At 66.2% G+C, this 15749-nt stretch carries 17 protein-coding genes and 1 riboswitch; of the genes, 11 read left to right on the plus strand and 6 right to left on the minus strand.

What is annotated here, in order from left to right; translation table 11 throughout:
- Positions 1-61 precede the first annotated feature (61 nt).
- Together vanY-N and ACZ46K_RS19065 are read left to right on the plus strand one after the other, a co-directional pair.
- On the plus strand, positions 62-613 hold the full coding sequence (gene vanY-N, locus ACZ46K_RS19060) for a D,D-peptidase/D,D-carboxypeptidase VanY-N (protein WP_054807862.1): 552 nt from the start codon (positions 62-64) through the stop codon (positions 611-613).
- An 11-nt stretch (positions 614-624) separates the two neighbouring features.
- Positions 625-2613 (plus strand): ATP-binding protein, encoded by a 1989-nt coding sequence (locus ACZ46K_RS19065; RefSeq protein WP_464744148.1) that lies wholly within the window; start codon positions 625-627, stop codon positions 2611-2613.
- Positions 2614-2619: 6 nt separating this feature from the next.
- On the opposite strand, the gene ACZ46K_RS19070 is transcribed toward ACZ46K_RS19065, so the two are convergent.
- Positions 2620-3312, minus strand: a complete 693-nt coding sequence (locus ACZ46K_RS19070; protein WP_054806683.1) for an aspartate/glutamate racemase family protein — start codon at positions 3310-3312, stop codon at positions 2620-2622.
- Positions 3313-3466: 154 nt separating this feature from the next.
- On the opposite strand from ACZ46K_RS19070, the gene ACZ46K_RS19075 reads away from it, so the two are divergent.
- Positions 3467-4513: a D-alanine--D-alanine ligase family protein gene (locus tag ACZ46K_RS19075; RefSeq protein WP_464749399.1), complete on the plus strand. Its 1047-nt coding sequence runs from the start codon at positions 3467-3469 to the stop codon at positions 4511-4513.
- 143 nt (positions 4514-4656) lie between these two features.
- On the opposite strand, the gene ACZ46K_RS19080 is transcribed toward ACZ46K_RS19075, so the two are convergent.
- Positions 4657-4947 (minus strand): hypothetical protein, encoded by a 291-nt coding sequence (locus ACZ46K_RS19080; RefSeq protein WP_464744150.1) that lies wholly within the window; start codon positions 4945-4947, stop codon positions 4657-4659.
- Between the two features lie 149 nt (positions 4948-5096).
- Between ACZ46K_RS19080 and ACZ46K_RS19085 the strand changes: the two genes are divergently transcribed.
- A complete protein-coding gene (locus tag ACZ46K_RS19085; RefSeq protein ID WP_464744152.1) occupies positions 5097-5450 on the plus strand; it encodes a type II toxin-antitoxin system Phd/YefM family antitoxin in 354 nt (117 codons plus the stop codon).
- A gap of 79 nt (positions 5451-5529) precedes the next feature.
- Here ACZ46K_RS19085 and ACZ46K_RS19090 read toward each other — a convergent pair whose 3' ends face one another.
- Positions 5530-6102: a GNAT family N-acetyltransferase gene (locus ACZ46K_RS19090; RefSeq protein WP_054806685.1), complete on the minus strand. Its 573-nt coding sequence runs from the start codon at positions 6100-6102 to the stop codon at positions 5530-5532.
- Between the two features lie 137 nt (positions 6103-6239).
- A riboswitch (cobalamin riboswitch) is annotated at positions 6240-6369 on the plus strand.
- Between the two features lie 64 nt (positions 6370-6433).
- Between ACZ46K_RS19090 and ACZ46K_RS19095 the strand changes: the two genes are divergently transcribed.
- The 3 genes from ACZ46K_RS19095 (at position 6434) to ACZ46K_RS19105 (ending at position 8374) form a co-directional block, all read left to right on the plus strand.
- Entirely contained in the window at positions 6434-7441 is a 1008-nt protein-coding gene (locus ACZ46K_RS19095) for an ABC transporter substrate-binding protein (protein ID WP_464744154.1), read from the plus strand.
- Positions 7438-7656, plus strand: coding sequence for a hypothetical protein (locus ACZ46K_RS19100; RefSeq protein WP_054806686.1), 219 nt, complete (start codon positions 7438-7440; stop codon positions 7654-7656). Before ACZ46K_RS19095 ends, ACZ46K_RS19100 begins: the two co-directional genes overlap by 4 nt.
- Before the next feature lie 253 nt (positions 7657-7909).
- A complete protein-coding gene (locus ACZ46K_RS19105) occupies positions 7910-8374 on the plus strand; it encodes a hypothetical protein (protein WP_464744156.1) in 465 nt (154 codons plus the stop codon).
- Positions 8375-8426: 52 nt separating this feature from the next.
- Here the strand turns inward: ACZ46K_RS19105 and ACZ46K_RS19110 are convergent, their stop codons facing one another.
- Positions 8427-8954, minus strand: a complete 528-nt coding sequence (locus ACZ46K_RS19110) for a Helicase associated domain protein (RefSeq protein ID WP_054806687.1) — start codon at positions 8952-8954, stop codon at positions 8427-8429.
- Positions 8955-9143: 189 nt separating this feature from the next.
- Positions 9144-10040 carry a diacylglycerol kinase gene (locus ACZ46K_RS19115; protein WP_054806688.1) on the minus strand — a complete coding sequence of 299 codons (897 nt, stop codon included), beginning with the start codon at positions 10038-10040 and terminating at the stop codon, positions 9144-9146.
- A 91-nt stretch (positions 10041-10131) separates the two neighbouring features.
- On the opposite strand from ACZ46K_RS19115, the gene ACZ46K_RS19120 reads away from it, so the two are divergent.
- Positions 10132-10863: a nuclease/transposase family protein gene (locus ACZ46K_RS19120; RefSeq protein WP_464744158.1), complete on the plus strand. Its 732-nt coding sequence runs from the start codon at positions 10132-10134 to the stop codon at positions 10861-10863.
- 116 nt (positions 10864-10979) lie between these two features.
- Here ACZ46K_RS19120 and ACZ46K_RS19125 read toward each other — a convergent pair whose 3' ends face one another.
- Positions 10980-12602 (minus strand): FAD-binding oxidoreductase, encoded by a 1623-nt coding sequence (locus ACZ46K_RS19125; RefSeq protein WP_464744160.1) that lies wholly within the window; start codon positions 12600-12602, stop codon positions 10980-10982.
- Between the two features lie 17 nt (positions 12603-12619).
- On the opposite strand from ACZ46K_RS19125, the gene ACZ46K_RS19130 reads away from it, so the two are divergent.
- Genes ACZ46K_RS19130 through ACZ46K_RS19140 form a run of 3 tightly spaced genes read left to right on the plus strand, consistent with a single transcriptional unit; the run spans position 12620 to position 15746 of the window.
- On the plus strand, positions 12620-13270 hold the full coding sequence (locus ACZ46K_RS19130; RefSeq protein ID WP_464744162.1) for a TetR/AcrR family transcriptional regulator: 651 nt from the start codon (positions 12620-12622) through the stop codon (positions 13268-13270).
- Positions 13270-14799: a glycerol-3-phosphate dehydrogenase/oxidase gene (locus ACZ46K_RS19135; RefSeq protein WP_464749400.1), complete on the plus strand. Its 1530-nt coding sequence runs from the start codon at positions 13270-13272 to the stop codon at positions 14797-14799. The genes ACZ46K_RS19130 and ACZ46K_RS19135 overlap by 1 nt, the downstream gene beginning before the upstream one ends.
- A 44-nt stretch (positions 14800-14843) precedes the next feature.
- Positions 14844-15746 (plus strand): macrolide 2'-phosphotransferase, encoded by a 903-nt coding sequence (locus tag ACZ46K_RS19140; protein ID WP_464744164.1) that lies wholly within the window; start codon positions 14844-14846, stop codon positions 15744-15746.
- The last annotated feature ends 3 nt before the right edge of the window (positions 15747-15749 follow it).

Consider the following 15749-nt stretch of genomic DNA (forward strand, 5'->3'; position numbering starts at 1 on the left):
ATCGTGGATGTATCGAAAACTGGATACAGGCCGGCAACACCAGACCTCCTTCACTGGAGGCATGAACGAACCACGCACCATCCCACCTCGTCCCCGTGACCGACTGTTCGCCGTAGTCACGGTGGCGCTCGCCGTGTTCCTGCTACCCGCTGCATTCATCTGCAATCCCTGCCGCGCCCGCGAACTGGCCTGCTGCTGGGCATTGGGAATGCGATTTCCTGCCGAAGAACTCACCGGGCTCACCGACGATGCCAAGGCGGCATTCACCGCTGCGCGCACCGAGGCACTCTGGCGCCACGGGCAGCTCATCGGCCTCACCTCGGGATACCGCGATCCCCGTCTGCAACAGCGGTTGTTCGACGAGGAGGTGCGCCGCGCCGGCTCGCCGGCCGCTGCCCGGATACACGTATTGCCACCTGCGGAATCCAGACATGTCCAGGGCAGTGCACTGGATGTGCGCCCGCTCGAAGGCGCGCGCTGGCTGGAAGAACACGGTGCCCGCTACGGCCTCTACCGCATCTACGACAACGAGTGGTGGCACTTCGAACACCACCCGGACGTCGGTATGCCACCAACGACCCGGGAATTCCGCAATGCTCGGCAATCTCGTTGACGAGGGGCGCCATGATGCCGCGCACCTGGATGGCGCATCTCCAGGCCGCGAGGCACCGCGCCTTCGTCGGACGGAAGGAGGAACTCGCCGCCTTCGACGAGGCGCTGTGCAGCGGCGGCAGAGTGATGTTCGTGCACGGCCCCGGCGGCATCGGCAAGTCGGCGCTGCTGGGGCGCTTCGCCCAGCGAACCGCAGAAGCTGCTCGCACCGTACTGATGCTGGACGGGAGGATGCTCGAGACATCCCCCGCAGCCTTCGCAACCGAGGCCGGCTCGATACTCGCCGACGAGCGCGCGGTGCTGCTGATCGACAACTTCGAACACATCCACAGCCTGGAACACTGGCTGTGCGAACAGTTCCTGCCGGCGCTGCCGGTCGGCGCGCTGGTCGTGGTGGCTGGGCGCATACCCCCGGATGCGGCGTGGCAGGCCGACCCCGGCTGGGCCGACATGTTGCAGGTCATCGAGCTGGGCGACCTGGAACCCATGGACGCCGCCGCACTGCTGGACTCCCGCGACGTGGCCGGTGAGCTGCGCGATCCGCTGCTCGTCTTCGCCGGCGGGCACCCACTCGCCCTGTCGCTCGGGGCCGCGGCGGCAAACAAAGACACCGCCGCCAATTCGCGCCGGACGCCCACCCCTGACGTAGTCGCTGCCCTGCTCGACCAGATCGTCGGTGAAGCGCCCAGCCCAGCGCATCGCCATGCCCTGGAGGTCTGTGCGCACACGTACATGTGCACGCAGGACGTGCTGCGTGCGGTGCAGCCCGACCAGAACGTGGCGGCGCTGTTCTCCTGGCTGCGGCGGCTGCCGTTCGTCGAGTCGAGCCCGCTCGGGTTGTATCCACATGACGTCGTACGCAAGATCCTCGAATCCGATCTGCGCTGGCGCGATCCGAAGGGCTACGCCGACCTGCACCGGCAAATCAAAGCCCACCTGACGCAACAGATTCGCGACGCGGACGACGCGGATGTGCTCAGGGCCGTCGGCTCGCTGTTCTACCTGCACCGCGACGAAGGCCGTACACCAGGGCCGCACGTCTGGCGCGGTGCGGGCGAGATCTACGAGGACGCCTTCCGCCCCGAGGACGCCGAGGACCTGCTGCGCCTGGCCACGGAGTGGGACGCGGAGACCGTGCCCGCCGTCTCCCACTGGATGGCCCGGCAGCCGCAGGCGTTCCGTCTCTACCGCCGCACGACCGACGGCGAGCTGGCAGGCGCCTGCGCCTGGCTCCGCTTCGACTCGGAGGCGCAGGCACAGACGGACCCGATCGTCGCCACGGCCTGGGCCCACGCCCACGCCAAAGCCCCGCTGCGGCCGGGCGAGCACCTGGCCGTCTACCGGAGCTGGGTGCGCGAACACAACTTCCGCATGTCGCCGGTGATGAATCTGATCCAGTGGCGGGCCGTGGGCTGGTTTCTTCGCTCGGAACGTCTGGCCTGGTCGTTCGTGGCCGTCCGCAGTGACGACCGCTCGCTCGAGTACTACGACATGCGCGACCTCGGGCATCACGCAGGGGAGGGAGACGTCGAGTATCTCCTACCGGCCCACGACTGGCGGGCCGTGCCGGCGCGGGTCTGGCTCGACCGGCTGCTGTCGGCCGGCGCCCAGCAGACCCCGGCCGAGCACGGGCCGGATCGGGCGGTGCTGTCCCAGGAAGAGTTCACCGACGCCATCCGCAAGGCGCTGCGTCACCTCTCGAAACACGGAGAGCTGGCCGCCAACCCCCTCACCCGCAGCAGACTGCTCGCCGGTCGGCCCGACCCCGCCCGCGCCCTGCGCGAGCTGCTCGAAGAGAGCATCCGAGACCTGGGCCGGGATCCGCGGGCGGGCAAGCCGCACCGTGCCCTCGACATCACGTACCTGCGTGGTGCTCCCACCCAGGAGGCCGCTGCCGAGCGCCTCGGCCTGTCCTTCAGTACCTATCGTCGTCACCTGATCGCCGGCATCGAACGCATCAGCGAAGACCTCTGGAACCGCGAGCTACACCGTTCTCCTTGACACCGATCACCTGGCGACGGCGAAGGCCGCCGCCGCCTCTGCGTGCAGGCGGGCGCTCGGTAGCAGCGGGATGGCGGTGTCCTTCTCGGTGATCAGCAGCTCGATCTCGGTGCAGCCGAGTATGACGGCCTCGGCGCCCTGGTCGGCCAGACCGGCGATCGCCCGCACGTAGGCGTCCCTGGACGAGGGGCTCAGCACCCCTCGTACCAACTCTTCGAAGATCACCCGATGGACCAGCTCACGCTCGTCGCGCTCGGGGACGACCACGTCGAAGCCGTGCCCAGCCAACCGATCCCGGTAGAAGGGCTCCTCCATGGTGAAGCGGGTGCCCAGCAGGCCGACCTTGCGCATCCCCCTGGCACTGACCTCGGCGCCCACGGCGTCGGCGATGTGCAGCACGGGCACGCTCGCCGCCCGCTCCACCTCGTCATTCACCCGGCTGAAGGTGTTGCTGCAGATGAGCAGTAGTTCGGCCCCCATTGCCTCCAGCCGGACGCCCGCGTCGGCGAGTAGCTCGCCGACCTCGTCCCACCGGCCGGCGAAGATGAGGTCTTCGACGGTCGTGTAGTCGACCGACCAGATCAGGCTGTCGGCCGAATGGCTGCCGCCGAGGCATTCGCGCGCCCGCTGATTGATGGTCTGGTAGTAGATGACCGTCGATTCCCAGCTCAGACCGCCGATCAGCCCAATTGTCCGCATAGGTCAGCAGGTTAGACCGAGGCGTTGTTCATTTCGCAGACCAAAAACTGCCCGAGTATTGCTCCTGAAATGACCAGAACGGGAATGACCAGAAATTGAGCAGTGAATGCTCTGGTGATCAGTCGGCCGGACATCGGACACTGCCGGGGTGAACATGATTGAACGCCTGCGCGTGGCTGTGCTGACAGGGGGACCATCTGCCGAGCACGAGGTTTCGCTCCAGTCAGCGCGGGCGGTGCTCGATGCGCTGCCGAAAGAGCGATACGACCCCGTCCTCGTCGTCATCGACCGGAAGGGCAATTGGTCGCTCGAACTGCGCCGGAGCATGATCGACATCGTCTTCCCTGTGCTGCACGGCCCGTTCGGCGAGGACGGTGTGGTTCAGGGGCACCTGGAGACGCTCGGCCTGCCGTACGTGGGCTGCGGCGTCCTGGCGTCGGCCGTGGCGATGGACAAGACCGCAATGCGACGGGTGTTTCTGGCGGAGGGCATCCCGATGACTCCGCACGTCTGGTTCACCGAGCACGACTGGATCACCACGACCGACCGGGGTGGTCTGGTGAAAACGCTCGACTGGCCGATGTACGTCAAACCGGCCAACATGGGCTCCTCCATCGGCATCTCCCGCGTCACCTCCATGGCGGAACTGCACACTGCCGTCGAGCTGGCCTTCGGCTACGACCGGGTCCTCGTCGTAGAGCAGGGTGTCGTGGCTCGCGAGCTGACCTGCGGCGTGCTCGGCGACCACGACACCCCCGATGCCTCGGTCGCCGTCGAACTCAACATCCGTGGCGACTGGCTCGACTACGAAGGGAAATACCTCAGCGACCACGAGATCGCCACGGTTCCCGCCGCGCTGCCCGAGCCGATCGCCGAGGAGGTACGCGAGATGTCGCTGCGCGCCTACCGTGCGATCGGCGGCTACGGTCTGGCCAGGGTCGATTTCCTCTACGAGGAGCACACGCGCCGCCTGTACGTGCTGGAGATCAACACCATGCCCGGCTTCACCGCTCGCTCGGTCTATGCCAGAGGTTGGGAGGCCAGCGGGCTTTCGTACCCGGATCTGCTGAGCCGTCTCATCGACCTGGGGCTCGCGCGGAGCCGCAACCCTCGGCTGTCGCCGAGCACTCGGGTCGATCACTCGAAAGACATGGCAGAACCCTCACTTCGGGTACACAATCGGGCCCGCTGCCCGAAATGATCGCGGCGAGATACAGAACGGCGGGGGCGACCAGACGTATCTTGCGGGTCTCGTTGAACAATGAACCCTGGCCGAGAGCAAGCCCGACATGAAGGACACGCACTTCGAGGCGGCCTCAGCTTCGCGGTGGGCCGGCTGTTGTTCTACCGCTCGGATGGCGGGCGGGTCATGCAGTCGTGTTGCGTCTTGTCGAGGCGCCCATCCAGCGCCAATGCCTGGCGAATCGTCCCCCGACCGTCGGCGTGATGGAGGTAGCCGACGACGCCGATGGGAGCACTCTGAGCGAACACGCCCGCGAGTCCGGCTGGTCCTGCACAGTAGCGCGCACAGGCGCGGTCGAGTCGCTCGCGGTCGTCCCCACCGACCGCACGCTCGAGGAGTTCGACAACGCCGGCGACGTCGATGGTCATAGGCTCAACTACGAATGTCGGCATGACCGGACGCTAAGAGTGGCTCGTCGAAGTCCCCTTCCGAGGCCTCCTGCCATGCCCACGCTGACACACGGGTCGTGTTCCTGCCCGAAATCGGCGCGACGATGGGATGATGCCCGGGTCGGTCGAGCAGAGGAAGGGAGTTCACACGGGTGCCATCAATCTCGGTGAAGGCTGCCCGCACGCAATTGAGGGATCTGGTTCGGAAGGTCAACAACGATACGGTCGCGGTCGAAATCGACGGTAAACACGACACCGCGGTGTTGATCTCGAAGGCACGATACCTCGCTCTTCAAGAAGCCTCCTTCCTCCTGCGCTCCCCTGAATTGATGGCAAGTCTGCGTAGAGAGATGGAACGGTCGGTTCAGGAACAGATTGTCGCGTCGCCTGTGTCCGAGGACGAGTCCGTCGACGAGCCGACCCCCTCCCCGTCTTCCAAGAGCACCAAGAACACCAAGAGCCGAAAGAAGCGGAAGACGCGCAAGAAGCGGCGACGGGCCCGCTAGCTCTCCCCTATCCCGCTTCTCACAGGTATGTCGGGGCAAGGCGGCCGAAATGTTGCTCGCAGTGGTGTGGTCAACACAGTCAGCGCAAGTCGAGCCGCATCAGAACTCGGGGATGCCCGGCCAGAACAGAAGTGGTATCGGCGGCGTGAGTGAACCCGGCGCGCTCGAAGTTCTTTCGGATCCCGGCATAGGCCATCGTGATGTCGACCTTGTCCTCGCCGTTGTCGAGCGGGTACGCCTCGATCGCCGGTGCGCCGTGGGCACGAGCGAACTCGACCGCGCCGGCGATCAGAGCGTGTGAGATCCCCTGTTTGCGATGACCGGGACGCACACGGATACACCACAGCGACCAGACCGACAGGTCGTCGACATGCGGGATCCTACGGCTGCGCGCGAAGGACGTGGCCGAGCGCGGTGCCACAGCGGCCCAGCCGACCGGCTCGTCACCGTAGTAGGCGAGTACTCCCGGCGGGGGTTCCGCACGGCACAGTTCGGCGACATACTCGCCGCGGGCCGGTCCGCGAAGCTCGTTGTTGAGCTTGGACGAGATCCGGTAGCTCACGCACCAGCACACGTTGGCCCCGGGCGACTTCGGACCGACCAGGGTCCGGACATCCTCGAACACGGAAGCCGGGCGAACTGAGATGGTCATGGATCCACGATGCCATGGCGTACCTGGCAACACCTCCGATGCCGTCGGAAGCCGGTGGGCCCGCCGTCGGAGAGTTCGCTGTCGGTGATCGAATCGGACGGGTCAGGCAGGGGCAATTCGGATGTGAGGCCCTGTTTGCTAGATTCGTCACGCCAGGTAGCCCCGACGATGGGGCCAGGTGGAATCCGGTGGGAATCCGGAGCTGACGCGCAACGGTGAGGGGCGAACACCCCCGAGCCCGATACCCTGCTGGACCGGTGGCGGCTCGCCGTACCCGGGTAATGACGTGTGGTCCGCTCGCGTGCAGTGGCTACAGGAAGCTCGATGGGTAATGCGCCGACGAATTCGGAATACAGCGGTCGCCGCAGCGACCGTGGTGGTGTTGGGTGCGGCCGGGTGTGGCGCTTCTACCGGTAGCGACGATCCGGTCGATACCGTAGACGCGCGCGGTGTGATCAACTGCGGCATCACGGTTTCGCCCAACGACGCCATCCAACGGGCGGTGGCCGTCAACCAGCCCGCCGTGGAACTGCTGCTCAGTCTCGGACTGGCAGATCGACTCTCCGGTGTTGCGCTCGGTGACGATCGGCTTCTCCCGGAACTCGAACCTGCGGCTTCCGAGGTGTACGCATTCGACACGGAGTTCCCGTCGTTCGAATCGGTGCTGGACCGTGAGCCGGATTTTGTGTACACGACTTTCGACTACACATTCACCGATGAGGGCATCGCTGATCGCGACCGGTTCACCGGAATGGGAATCTCCACGTATCAGTCTCCGAGCGAATGCACCGGGCAGGACGCCGTGCAGGATTCCGAGCTCACACTCGACGACCTGTACTCCGAAATCCTGGACATATCCACGCTCTTCGGTGTCCGCGAACGCGGTGACGACCTCGTCGGCGATCTGCGTGGCCGGGCCGAGGCGGCTGCAGGAAGTATCGATGCCTCACAGGTGACGCTCGCATGGTGGTATGCGGGAACTGCCAGTCCGTACATTGCCGGATGCTGTGGTGCCCCAGGAATCATGACGCGTGAAGTCGGGGCACAGAACGCGTTCGGCGACAGTCGACAATTGTGGCCCGAGGCGGGCTGGGAGAGCATCCTCGATCGTGACCCCACCGTTCTCGTGCTGGCCGATCTCACACGTGGCAGTGACGGTGACAGTGCCGAGGAGAAGATCCGGTTCCTCGAATCGGACCCGGTGGCCAGTCGCCTCACCGCGGTGCAGAACAAGCGGTACATCATCCTCGAAGGCACAACCATGGACCCGTCCATCCGTAACATCGGAGGAATCGAGCAGCTCGCCACCGGCCTGCGCGAACTGGGTGTGGTGCAGTGACTCCCGACGAATTGGTCGAGCGCTGGAACGGTCAGCAGGCCGCCTCTGTCGCCGACCGGGAAGGGCGTTTCACGGCGATGCTCGACACGCTCGAACTCACCGCAGGAGGCGAGTTCATCGCAGTCGACCTCGCCGCATTGCGACAGGACGGGTTCGCCGAGTCAGGGACCGCCTGGCAACTGTTCGACGACTACGTCGTCTACGGGGTCGTCTGACCACGCCGATGACGTGACGCGCTCGGACTGCTCGGTCGGACCGACGACGGCGGTACCATCACGACTCGTGCATACTGTGGCGATTCCTTCTCCCGAGGAGATGCGTCCTCGCTGGGCGTCTTATGCTGCCGTGTCGGCCGCCCGAGGGATCCGGTGGGCCGAAGGCTGCTATGCACGTGGAGCAACGTGGCATTTCGATGACGGTGGCGGGAATTGGGCCGATCTTCGTTGGCACAGCAGGTCGGAAGCTGTCTTGATCGGTTACGACCACGAATACTCCGAAACCTACTTCGACGCCGCAGCCGACTATTTCGGTCGCCGCGAAACAGATCTGTTCGCTGGTGTTCCCTCATGGTGGAAACACGCGGTGTCCGGCTATATCGACCGCCAGCGTCGAAACGGTGAGTGGATCGGCTTCGTCTACGGCTTCGACGGCTCCTGCTGGAGTCGAGCCGACTACACCGAACCCGACGGGTTCGACGCACTGGGGCTTCCCTTCGCGAGTGACGCGACCTGCAGCGCGCGCATCGCCGACCTGCTGAATTCTTGGAATCCCCACGACCACGCTACCTCTCACACAGTCGCCTCCCTGCTCTCCCGAGGACACACCCTCGATCGCAGCACAGCCGACTCGATGTTCGGGGCCCGAAGTCTCGACAGTGACGCAGCCATGGCCGCCGCCAACGCCTTCACGCCACCTCCCCGGGACGTCCACTGACCGGCCGGCCGGCCGGCATCGCGGATCGAATACGCCCAACGATCTCCTGGTATCAGCGACCTTCATCCGAGTGCCGTTCCGGCACTCCAGTTACCCCTGCCCTGGGGCCACGCCGACGAGCGTTCGGCGTCACCCCGAACAACTCGAGCACGGCCTGTTCGCCGTCGGCGAGTGAGCCGGTGCGCCACCGTTTGATCTGCCGATACAGCCACTCGCCGAGTCGCTCACCGTCATCGGTGGTGTAGTGGACAGGAACCTCCGCGGTGCCGTGCAGTTCGCGGTACGCCGCAAGTTCGGTGAGCATACGAAGTCGCTTGGCATCGACTCGAGGAACCGGCTCGACCCGCCAATCGAAACCGACCGCATCGAGCTCTCGCTCACGGTGAGGAGGAAGCGTCCGGGTCGCGCGCGCAATCCGTTGCCGATCCACCCACCGTCCGAGTCGAAATCCGTCTGCGGTCACGAGATCACCGGTCACCGAGGTGTGTTGAGCGTGCGCGGCGTACCTCCGGACTGCTGGGGACAGCGCTCGAGATTCTTGGGTCGGACGGGTTCTGTGGGCGACGGTGGATGCTCGCATGGACCCAGTATGAACCGTCGACGGCCAGGAGAAGCATCGAACGTGGACGCCGCGCGTCGTGAAGCCGTGCATCACTGGTGAGCACACACTTCGAGACCAGAATGCCGAGAGTCCGCAGGCACGACGACCTCTACGCCGAGGGCCTCGACACGTGGCACGCAGCCGGTGACGATGGCAGGTCGGCCTGTGTCAGTGTTCCGGCACCAGCACCGTTCCGGCGCCGCGCACTGCCTCGACGTCGACCGGCAGGGATTTGAGGGGTTCTCCGTCGGCGTAGACAGTGATGCCCGGGCACTCGAGCCGCACCCGCCGAGCGCGGCGCACCATCACCTCGGGCAGGTCGACGTGGGTGCCCCGATACACGGTCGGGAACAGGCGCAGGAGACGAGAACGGTTCGCCGACGTGGCGACCACCACGTCGAGCAGACCGTCGTCGAGCAGCGCACCCGGCGCGATTCGCATGCCACCCCCGTAAGTGGAAGCGTTGCCGACGGCCACCAGTGTTGCGTCGAGTTCGATGGCCGGTTCGTCGTCGAAGGTGATCCGGTACGGGAGCAGTCGCAGGTTCACCAGTTCGACGACCGTGGCGGCGTTGTACCGCAGTCGGCCGCGCGGCCACTTCATGCGGTTGGCGCGATCGGTGACGAGAGCGTCGAATCCTCCCGCGAGCACAGTGCCGAACCACTGGGCGGGGCCCTGGGTCGAGGAAACTCGGCCCAGATCGATGGTTCGTCGCCGGCCGGTGGCGACCACATCGGCTGCTGCTGCCGGGTCGTCGGGAATGCCGAGGACGCGGGCGAGATCGTTTCCCGTTCCGGCAGGGACGATCCCGACGGGCGTGCCGGTGGTGGCGGTTGCCTGCCATGCCTGCCAGACGATGCCGTCGCCGCCGACAGCGACGACCGCGTCGATGCCGTCCTCGACTGCGTGGCGGGTGAGTGCGATCGATTCATCGACGGAATCGGCGGCGATGTGAGCGATGCGCAGTCCGTGCGCCCGCAGTCGTGTGCTGGCATCCGCGAGTGTGTGGAGGGCAGTGTCGTCGGCGGCCGGGTTGCTCAGCACGACAATCGAGCCAGTGGTCATCTGGTGTTCGGCGCGGATACTTCCTCGTTCACGAGGGAGTATCCGCGCCGTCCTCCTTTCGAGGAGTGTGGTGGCGGCGGGGAACGTGTCGGTGGGTCCGGTTATCCTGATCCGGGAATGGCATCGCTGCCGATTCCTGTGGAACGAAGCCGTCCACCAACTCGAAACCGGTCGGAAACCGAACTTCGCGAAGCTCGGAAAGCTGTTGGCCGAAGCCCGGACACAGTCGTCGTGGTTGCGGGGCGGCTCCCCGGTCGCGCAGCAGCAGATGATCCGGACGTTCGCGCAGGCTCTGGACGCCTCGTTCACGGTCAAGGGCCATGGTCGTCCCCGCTACAAATCCCGGAAGAAGACGTTGTCGCGGGACCTGCCGTCGGAGCCGTCGAGTGTGCGCATCACCCGTGATTCGCTCGGCCGTTGGTACGCGTCGTTCGTGGTCACCCGCGAGCGGCAACCGGTACCGATCACCGACGAGGAGTTCGATCTGCCGCATGCGCAGCACCGCACACGCTGCGCGGCGGAGCTGGCGAAATCCCAGAAACGGATGGCGCGGCGCCCGCGTGGGAAGGGGCAGGCGCCGTCGAAGGGCTACCGGCAGGCCCGAAAACAGGCCGCGGATGCAGCGATCGCGACCATGAAACGGGAACTTGTCGAACGCGGCAGGCGGGCCGGCCGGAAGGTGGTGTTGGTGCGGCCCGCGTATACGACGATGACGTGTTCGAGGTGTTTCGCGAGAGCCAACCCCTCGAACTCGGGGAACGAGTCTTCCTATGCTGGGCGTGCGGGCATACCGCATGTCGGGATCGGAACGCTGCCAGAGTGATTCTGGCTGTGGCGGAGCGTGGCCACCGGTGTCGACGACGTGGGTCACTGGGATCCGCCTCCTTCGGGGGGTGGTTCGGGTGCGGTCTATCTCCTGTCAAGAGGGCCGAAGAGACGTCAAGGGATGAGCTTTCCGGGATTGAGGATGTGGTGCGGATCGAGCGCGTTCTTGATGGCACGGAGTACTTCCACGCCGCAGTCCCCTATCTCGTCCGTCATCCACGGCAGGTGGTCTCGTCCGACGGCGTGATGATGGGTGATAGTTCCGCCGGCAGCGACCATCGCCGCCGAGGCCGCTTGCTTCGCCGCGGTCCATTGCCCCACCGTGTCATCGGTCTGCGCGCACACAATTGTGAAATACAGAGACGCGCCGGCCGGATATGTGTGCGAGATGTGGCACATCACCAGCGGTGGAGTGCCACCCTCGCGGAGCGTGTCGGTGAGCGACTCGGTGACCGCAGCACGGAGCCGCGACAGATTCGACCAGGTGGTCGCGGTTTCGAGGGTCTCCGCGAGGGCGCCCGCTTGTAGCAGCGCATCCCGCAGATGTGGTGCGCCGAATCGTCCGTGCTCCCATTGGCGGGCGGGTTCCGCTCCGAGGTCGATGCCTCCTGCTGCACTGAGGATCTCCTGCACTGCTGCCGCACGGTCGCGCACGTAACGCTCGTCGCCCTCGATAGTGGTCACCGCAAGACATCCGCCGGGAGATGTACGCCCGATATCCTTGTGCAGGGCGAGGTTGAGGCCGGTCTCGGCTTCGTCCGAGAGCCGGAGCACGGTCGGCGGCAGGCCGCTCTGGACGAGAGTGCGAAGTGCGTCCGCGCCGGTGGTGAAATCAGGGAAGCTCCATGCCCGGTGCTCGACCACGGCGGGGATGGGATGGACGCGCACACCGACCTCCGTGATGATTCCGAAGGTCCCCTCTGAACCGAGGAAGAGTTGTCGCAGATCCGGGCCGGCTGCGGAGGCCGGCGGGTGGCCGACCCGAATGGTGCCGCGTGGCGTGGCAACCGTCATGTGTTCGACCATGTCGTCGAATCTCCCGTATCCAGCAGAGGCCTGGCCGGAGGACCGGGTGGCCGCGAACCCGCCGATGGTTGCGTGGCGGAAACTCTGAGGGTAGTGACCGAGTGAGAAACCGTGGGTACCGAGCAGCTCTTCGGCCTGAGGCCCGGTGGCACCGGCCTGCACGGTCGCGATGCGTGAGACGGGGTCGAGATCGGTGAGGGCGTTCAATCGGCGCAGATCCACAACGATCACTGCGGACAAGCGGCCGGAATCGGGATCGACTCCCCCGACGACACTGGTACCTCCGCCGAATGGGACAACCGCGATCGACTGTCCCGCACAGTATTCGAGGAGGCTCAGGACCTCACCGTGATCGGCAGGGAGAACCACCGCGTCAGGTGCCGTCTGCGGATCGGATTCCTGCCGATGCAGCAGGTCCAGAGTGCTCTTGCCACCGGCGTGACGGAGGCGCGTGGCGTCGTCGTCGAGGACGTGCTCGGCACCGAGGAGGCGAACGAGGTCGGCTCGACACTCCGGGGCGAGCCTGGTCGGGGTGAGTCGGACGGCGGATTCGGCGAGCGGGACCCGCTTGCGGTGGACTCCGAGTGCCTGCTCGAGCAGGGTGTGCACTTCGGGGGCCAGTTCGGTTCGATGTTCGGCTGTCCCCCACGCATCCCACTCCATGTCCGGAGCAAGCTGATCGGGTCGATGGGGCGTGAAGCTCTCAGTCATGCGTTACAGTGTTACACATGACGCCAGTTCGTAACGACACATTCGGTGAGGCGATCTCCCCGCAGCACCCGCTGTCGCCCGATTCGGAACGCCCCAGCGACAGCATCGAAGACAAGATTCTCGACGCTGCCCGCTCCTGCCTGCTCGACTTCGGATTACGACGCACCACCCTCGCCGAGATCGCTCGGCGTGCCGGCGTCAGCCGACCCACCGTCTACCGTCGATGGCCGGATACGGACTCGGTCCTCGCCGACCTGCTCACCAGGGAGATCCGTGCCGCGCTTCCCGACACACGCGGTATCGGGCCCACCCGCCCACTTCTGGTGTCGGCGGTCATTGCCGCCGCCTACGACATCGGCACTCACCCGATCTTCGAAAAGGTGCTGCGCACCGACCCGGAAGTGTTCATCACGTACATCGTCGACCGGCTCGGCACCAGTCAACGCGTCATCCTCGATGTCCTCGTCACTGCGATCGAACAGGGCCAGTGCGATGGCTCCATCCGTGCCGGTGACCCACACACGCTCGCAGCGTTCATCCTGCTCACCGCACAATCGACAGTGCAATCCGTCCGCATGATCAGCGAAATCGTCGACCACCGAGCACTACTCGACGAGCTCGGCCATGCCATCGACTCCTACCTCGCCCCAACCGAAAGGCACCGATGATGACCCCCGCCGGGTCGAGCGCCCTGAACGCCACCCGCCGCACCCGCGAGGTCGAGGAACTCGGCGAGCATGCCACCGTCGACGTCCTCGTCATCGGCGGTGGCGTCACCGGCGCGGGTGTCGCTCTCGATGCCGCCAGCCGAGGATTGAGCGTCGTGCTCGCCGAACGCCACGACCTCGCGTTCGGCACCAGCCGCTGGAGCTCGAAACTCGTACACGGCGGATTGCGTTACCTCGCCTCGGGCAACGTCGGCATTGCCCGAGAGAGCGCCGTCGAGCGCAACATCATCATGATGCGTACCGCGCCTCATCTCGTCCGACCTCTTCCTCAACTCGTGCCGCTCCTGCCGTCCGTGGGTGCCGCCGAAGCCGCGCTGGTCCGCACCGGCTTCCTCGCCGGAGACGCGCTGCGCGCCACCGCAGGAACACCGGCCACCGTTCTTCCGCGATCCCGGCGCCTCGACGCGACGCAGACCGCAGCGCTCGCCCCGGCCGTTCGAAGGGCCGGGCTACGCGGTGGCCTCCTCGCCTACGACGGTCAGCTCGTCGACGACGCCCGGTTTGTCGTCGCTCTCGCCCGCACTGCCGCCGCGTACGGGGCGCGGATCCTCACCCGTGCCGAAGCCCGCCACGTCACCGGCGACGGCGCCACCCTCCACGACACCCTCACCGGCACGGACCTGCATATCCGGGCCCGCGCCGTCGTGAATGCCGCCGGGGTGTGGGCCGGTCGTGTCGACCCCACCATCAGGCTGCGACCCAGCCGCGGTACCCACCTCGTGCTCGATGCCGCAGCACTCGGGAACCCGACCGCCGCACTCACAGTGCCGATCCCGGGCGAGCGCAACCGGTTCGTGTTCGCCCTACCGGCCCAACTCGGCCGCGTCTACCTCGGGTTGACCGACGAGGAAGCGCCGGGTGAGCTGCCGGACGTGCCCCAGACCACCGACGGTGAGATCGATTTCCTGCTCGACACCGTCAACACGGCACTCGCGACACCACTGACCCGCGACGACGTCCTGGGTTCCTTCGCCGGATTACGCCCACTGCTCGACACCACCGCATCCGACGCCGAAGGTTCGACAGCCGACCTGTCGCGCAAACACGCGGTGATCAGGACGGAGGGCGGGCCGATCGGCATCGTCGGCGGCAAACTCACCACCTACCGGAAGATGGCCGAGGACGCCGTCGACGCGGCAATCGAAGTGGCCGGGCTGAGTGCGCGGCCATGCCGCACCCGGCACCTGCCGGTGGTCGGCGCTGCGAACTCCGCTGTGCTCGGCATGCTGACGGCGCCGCAAGCTTTGGTGCAGCGCTACGGGGCCGAAGCGTCCCTGCTGGCCGCCGATCCTTCGCGTTTGGAGCGGGTTGCACCCGGAATCGACATCACCCGAGCGGAAGTGGAGTTCGCGGTGAGTCACGAAGGCGCACTCGACGTCGACGACGTACTCGATCGTCGCACTCGAATCGGGTTGGTACCGAGAGAGCGGGCACGAGCAGAAGAAGCGGTCGCTGCCGCATTCGGGTGAAACTCGTTGGACCCGGCCTGCACCCAGGTGAAATCGTGGGTGTCATGACCTCCTTCGACGCCTTCGACGCCATCTCGCTCGCCGCCGCGCGCGGCGTGCACCTGTCCGCGGAGGATGCCACCGTGAACGAAGCCGGACTGGACTACCGCGTCGTCATGGCCTCCGACGAGACGGGGCAACGCTGGGTACTTCGCGTACCACGCCGCGACGACGTCTCTGCGGGCATGGCCACCGAAATGCGCATCCTCGACCTGGTCTCCCCCATCCTGGCCGAGGACGGTATCGCCGTCCCACACTGGCAGATCCGCGCCCCTGAGCTGATCGCTTATCATGCCCTACCCGGCGCGCCCGGATTGACCCTCACCGACGCCGGAGAACCCGTCTGGCACATCGACCCTGCCAGCCCGGACTACGCCCAGCGTCTGGGACGCCTATTGGCCCGCCTGCACTCCCTCGGCGCGCAGCAGGCCGAGGCCGCGGGCGTCGAGGTACGCAGCCCCGCCCAGGTACGCCGGTCATGGCGCGACGACATCGAGCGGGTGAGTGAGGCTTTCACCGTCGCACCTGCCCTGAACCGGGCGTGGCAGACCTGGCTCGAGGACGACAGCTGCTGGCCCGAAGAAACTGTCATGACACACGGTGAGATCTACCCCGCGCATGTCCTGCTCGACGAGAACGGTGCGATCACCGGGGTCCTGGACTGGACCACCGCCCGCGTAGACGACCCGGCGCGCGACCTGTCCGCCCAATACGGTGCCGCCGGCGAAGAGATGTTGCACGCCACCATCACCGCCTACGCTGCTGCCGGAGGGCACATCTACCCCGGGCTCGCGGCCCAGGCCAAACATCTGTGGGGCGCCTCCCCCATCGGATATGCCCTCTACGCCCTGACCACCCGGACAGAAACCGACCTCGCCACAGCAGCTACGATGCTCAACCCGGTTTGACGA

The organism is Rhodococcus sp. JCM 9793, from assembly GCF_055380405.1.

What these genes read in the sequence shown, in the direction of transcription:
- vanY-N (WP_054807862.1), top strand. Translation starts at nt 62, where the DNA reads ATGAACGAACCACGCACCATCCCACCTCGTCCCCGTGACCGACTGTTC.
- ACZ46K_RS19065 (WP_464744148.1), top strand. Translation starts at nt 625, where the DNA reads ATGATGCCGCGCACCTGGATGGCGCATCTCCAGGCCGCGAGGCACCGC.
- ACZ46K_RS19070 (WP_054806683.1), bottom strand. Translation starts at nt 3,312, where the DNA reads ATGCGGACAATTGGGCTGATCGGCGGTCTGAGCTGGGAATCGACGGTC.
- ACZ46K_RS19075 (WP_464749399.1), top strand. Translation starts at nt 3,467, where the DNA reads ATGATTGAACGCCTGCGCGTGGCTGTGCTGACAGGGGGACCATCTGCC.
- ACZ46K_RS19080 (WP_464744150.1), bottom strand. Translation starts at nt 4,947, where the DNA reads ATGCCGACATTCGTAGTTGAGCCTATGACCATCGACGTCGCCGGCGTT.
- ACZ46K_RS19090 (WP_054806685.1), bottom strand. Translation starts at nt 6,102, where the DNA reads ATGACCATCTCAGTTCGCCCGGCTTCCGTGTTCGAGGATGTCCGGACC.
- ACZ46K_RS19095 (WP_464744154.1), top strand. Translation starts at nt 6,434, where the DNA reads ATGCGCCGACGAATTCGGAATACAGCGGTCGCCGCAGCGACCGTGGTG.
- ACZ46K_RS19110 (WP_054806687.1), bottom strand. Translation starts at nt 8,954, where the DNA reads ATGCGAGCATCCACCGTCGCCCACAGAACCCGTCCGACCCAAGAATCT.
- ACZ46K_RS19115 (WP_054806688.1), bottom strand. Translation starts at nt 10,040, where the DNA reads ATGACCACTGGCTCGATTGTCGTGCTGAGCAACCCGGCCGCCGACGAC.
- ACZ46K_RS19125 (WP_464744160.1), bottom strand. Translation starts at nt 12,602, where the DNA reads ATGACTGAGAGCTTCACGCCCCATCGACCCGATCAGCTTGCTCCGGAC.
- ACZ46K_RS19130 (WP_464744162.1), top strand. Translation starts at nt 12,620, where the DNA reads ATGACGCCAGTTCGTAACGACACATTCGGTGAGGCGATCTCCCCGCAG.
- ACZ46K_RS19135 (WP_464749400.1), top strand. Translation starts at nt 13,270, where the DNA reads ATGACCCCCGCCGGGTCGAGCGCCCTGAACGCCACCCGCCGCACCCGC.
- ACZ46K_RS19140 (WP_464744164.1), top strand. Translation starts at nt 14,844, where the DNA reads ATGACCTCCTTCGACGCCTTCGACGCCATCTCGCTCGCCGCCGCGCGC.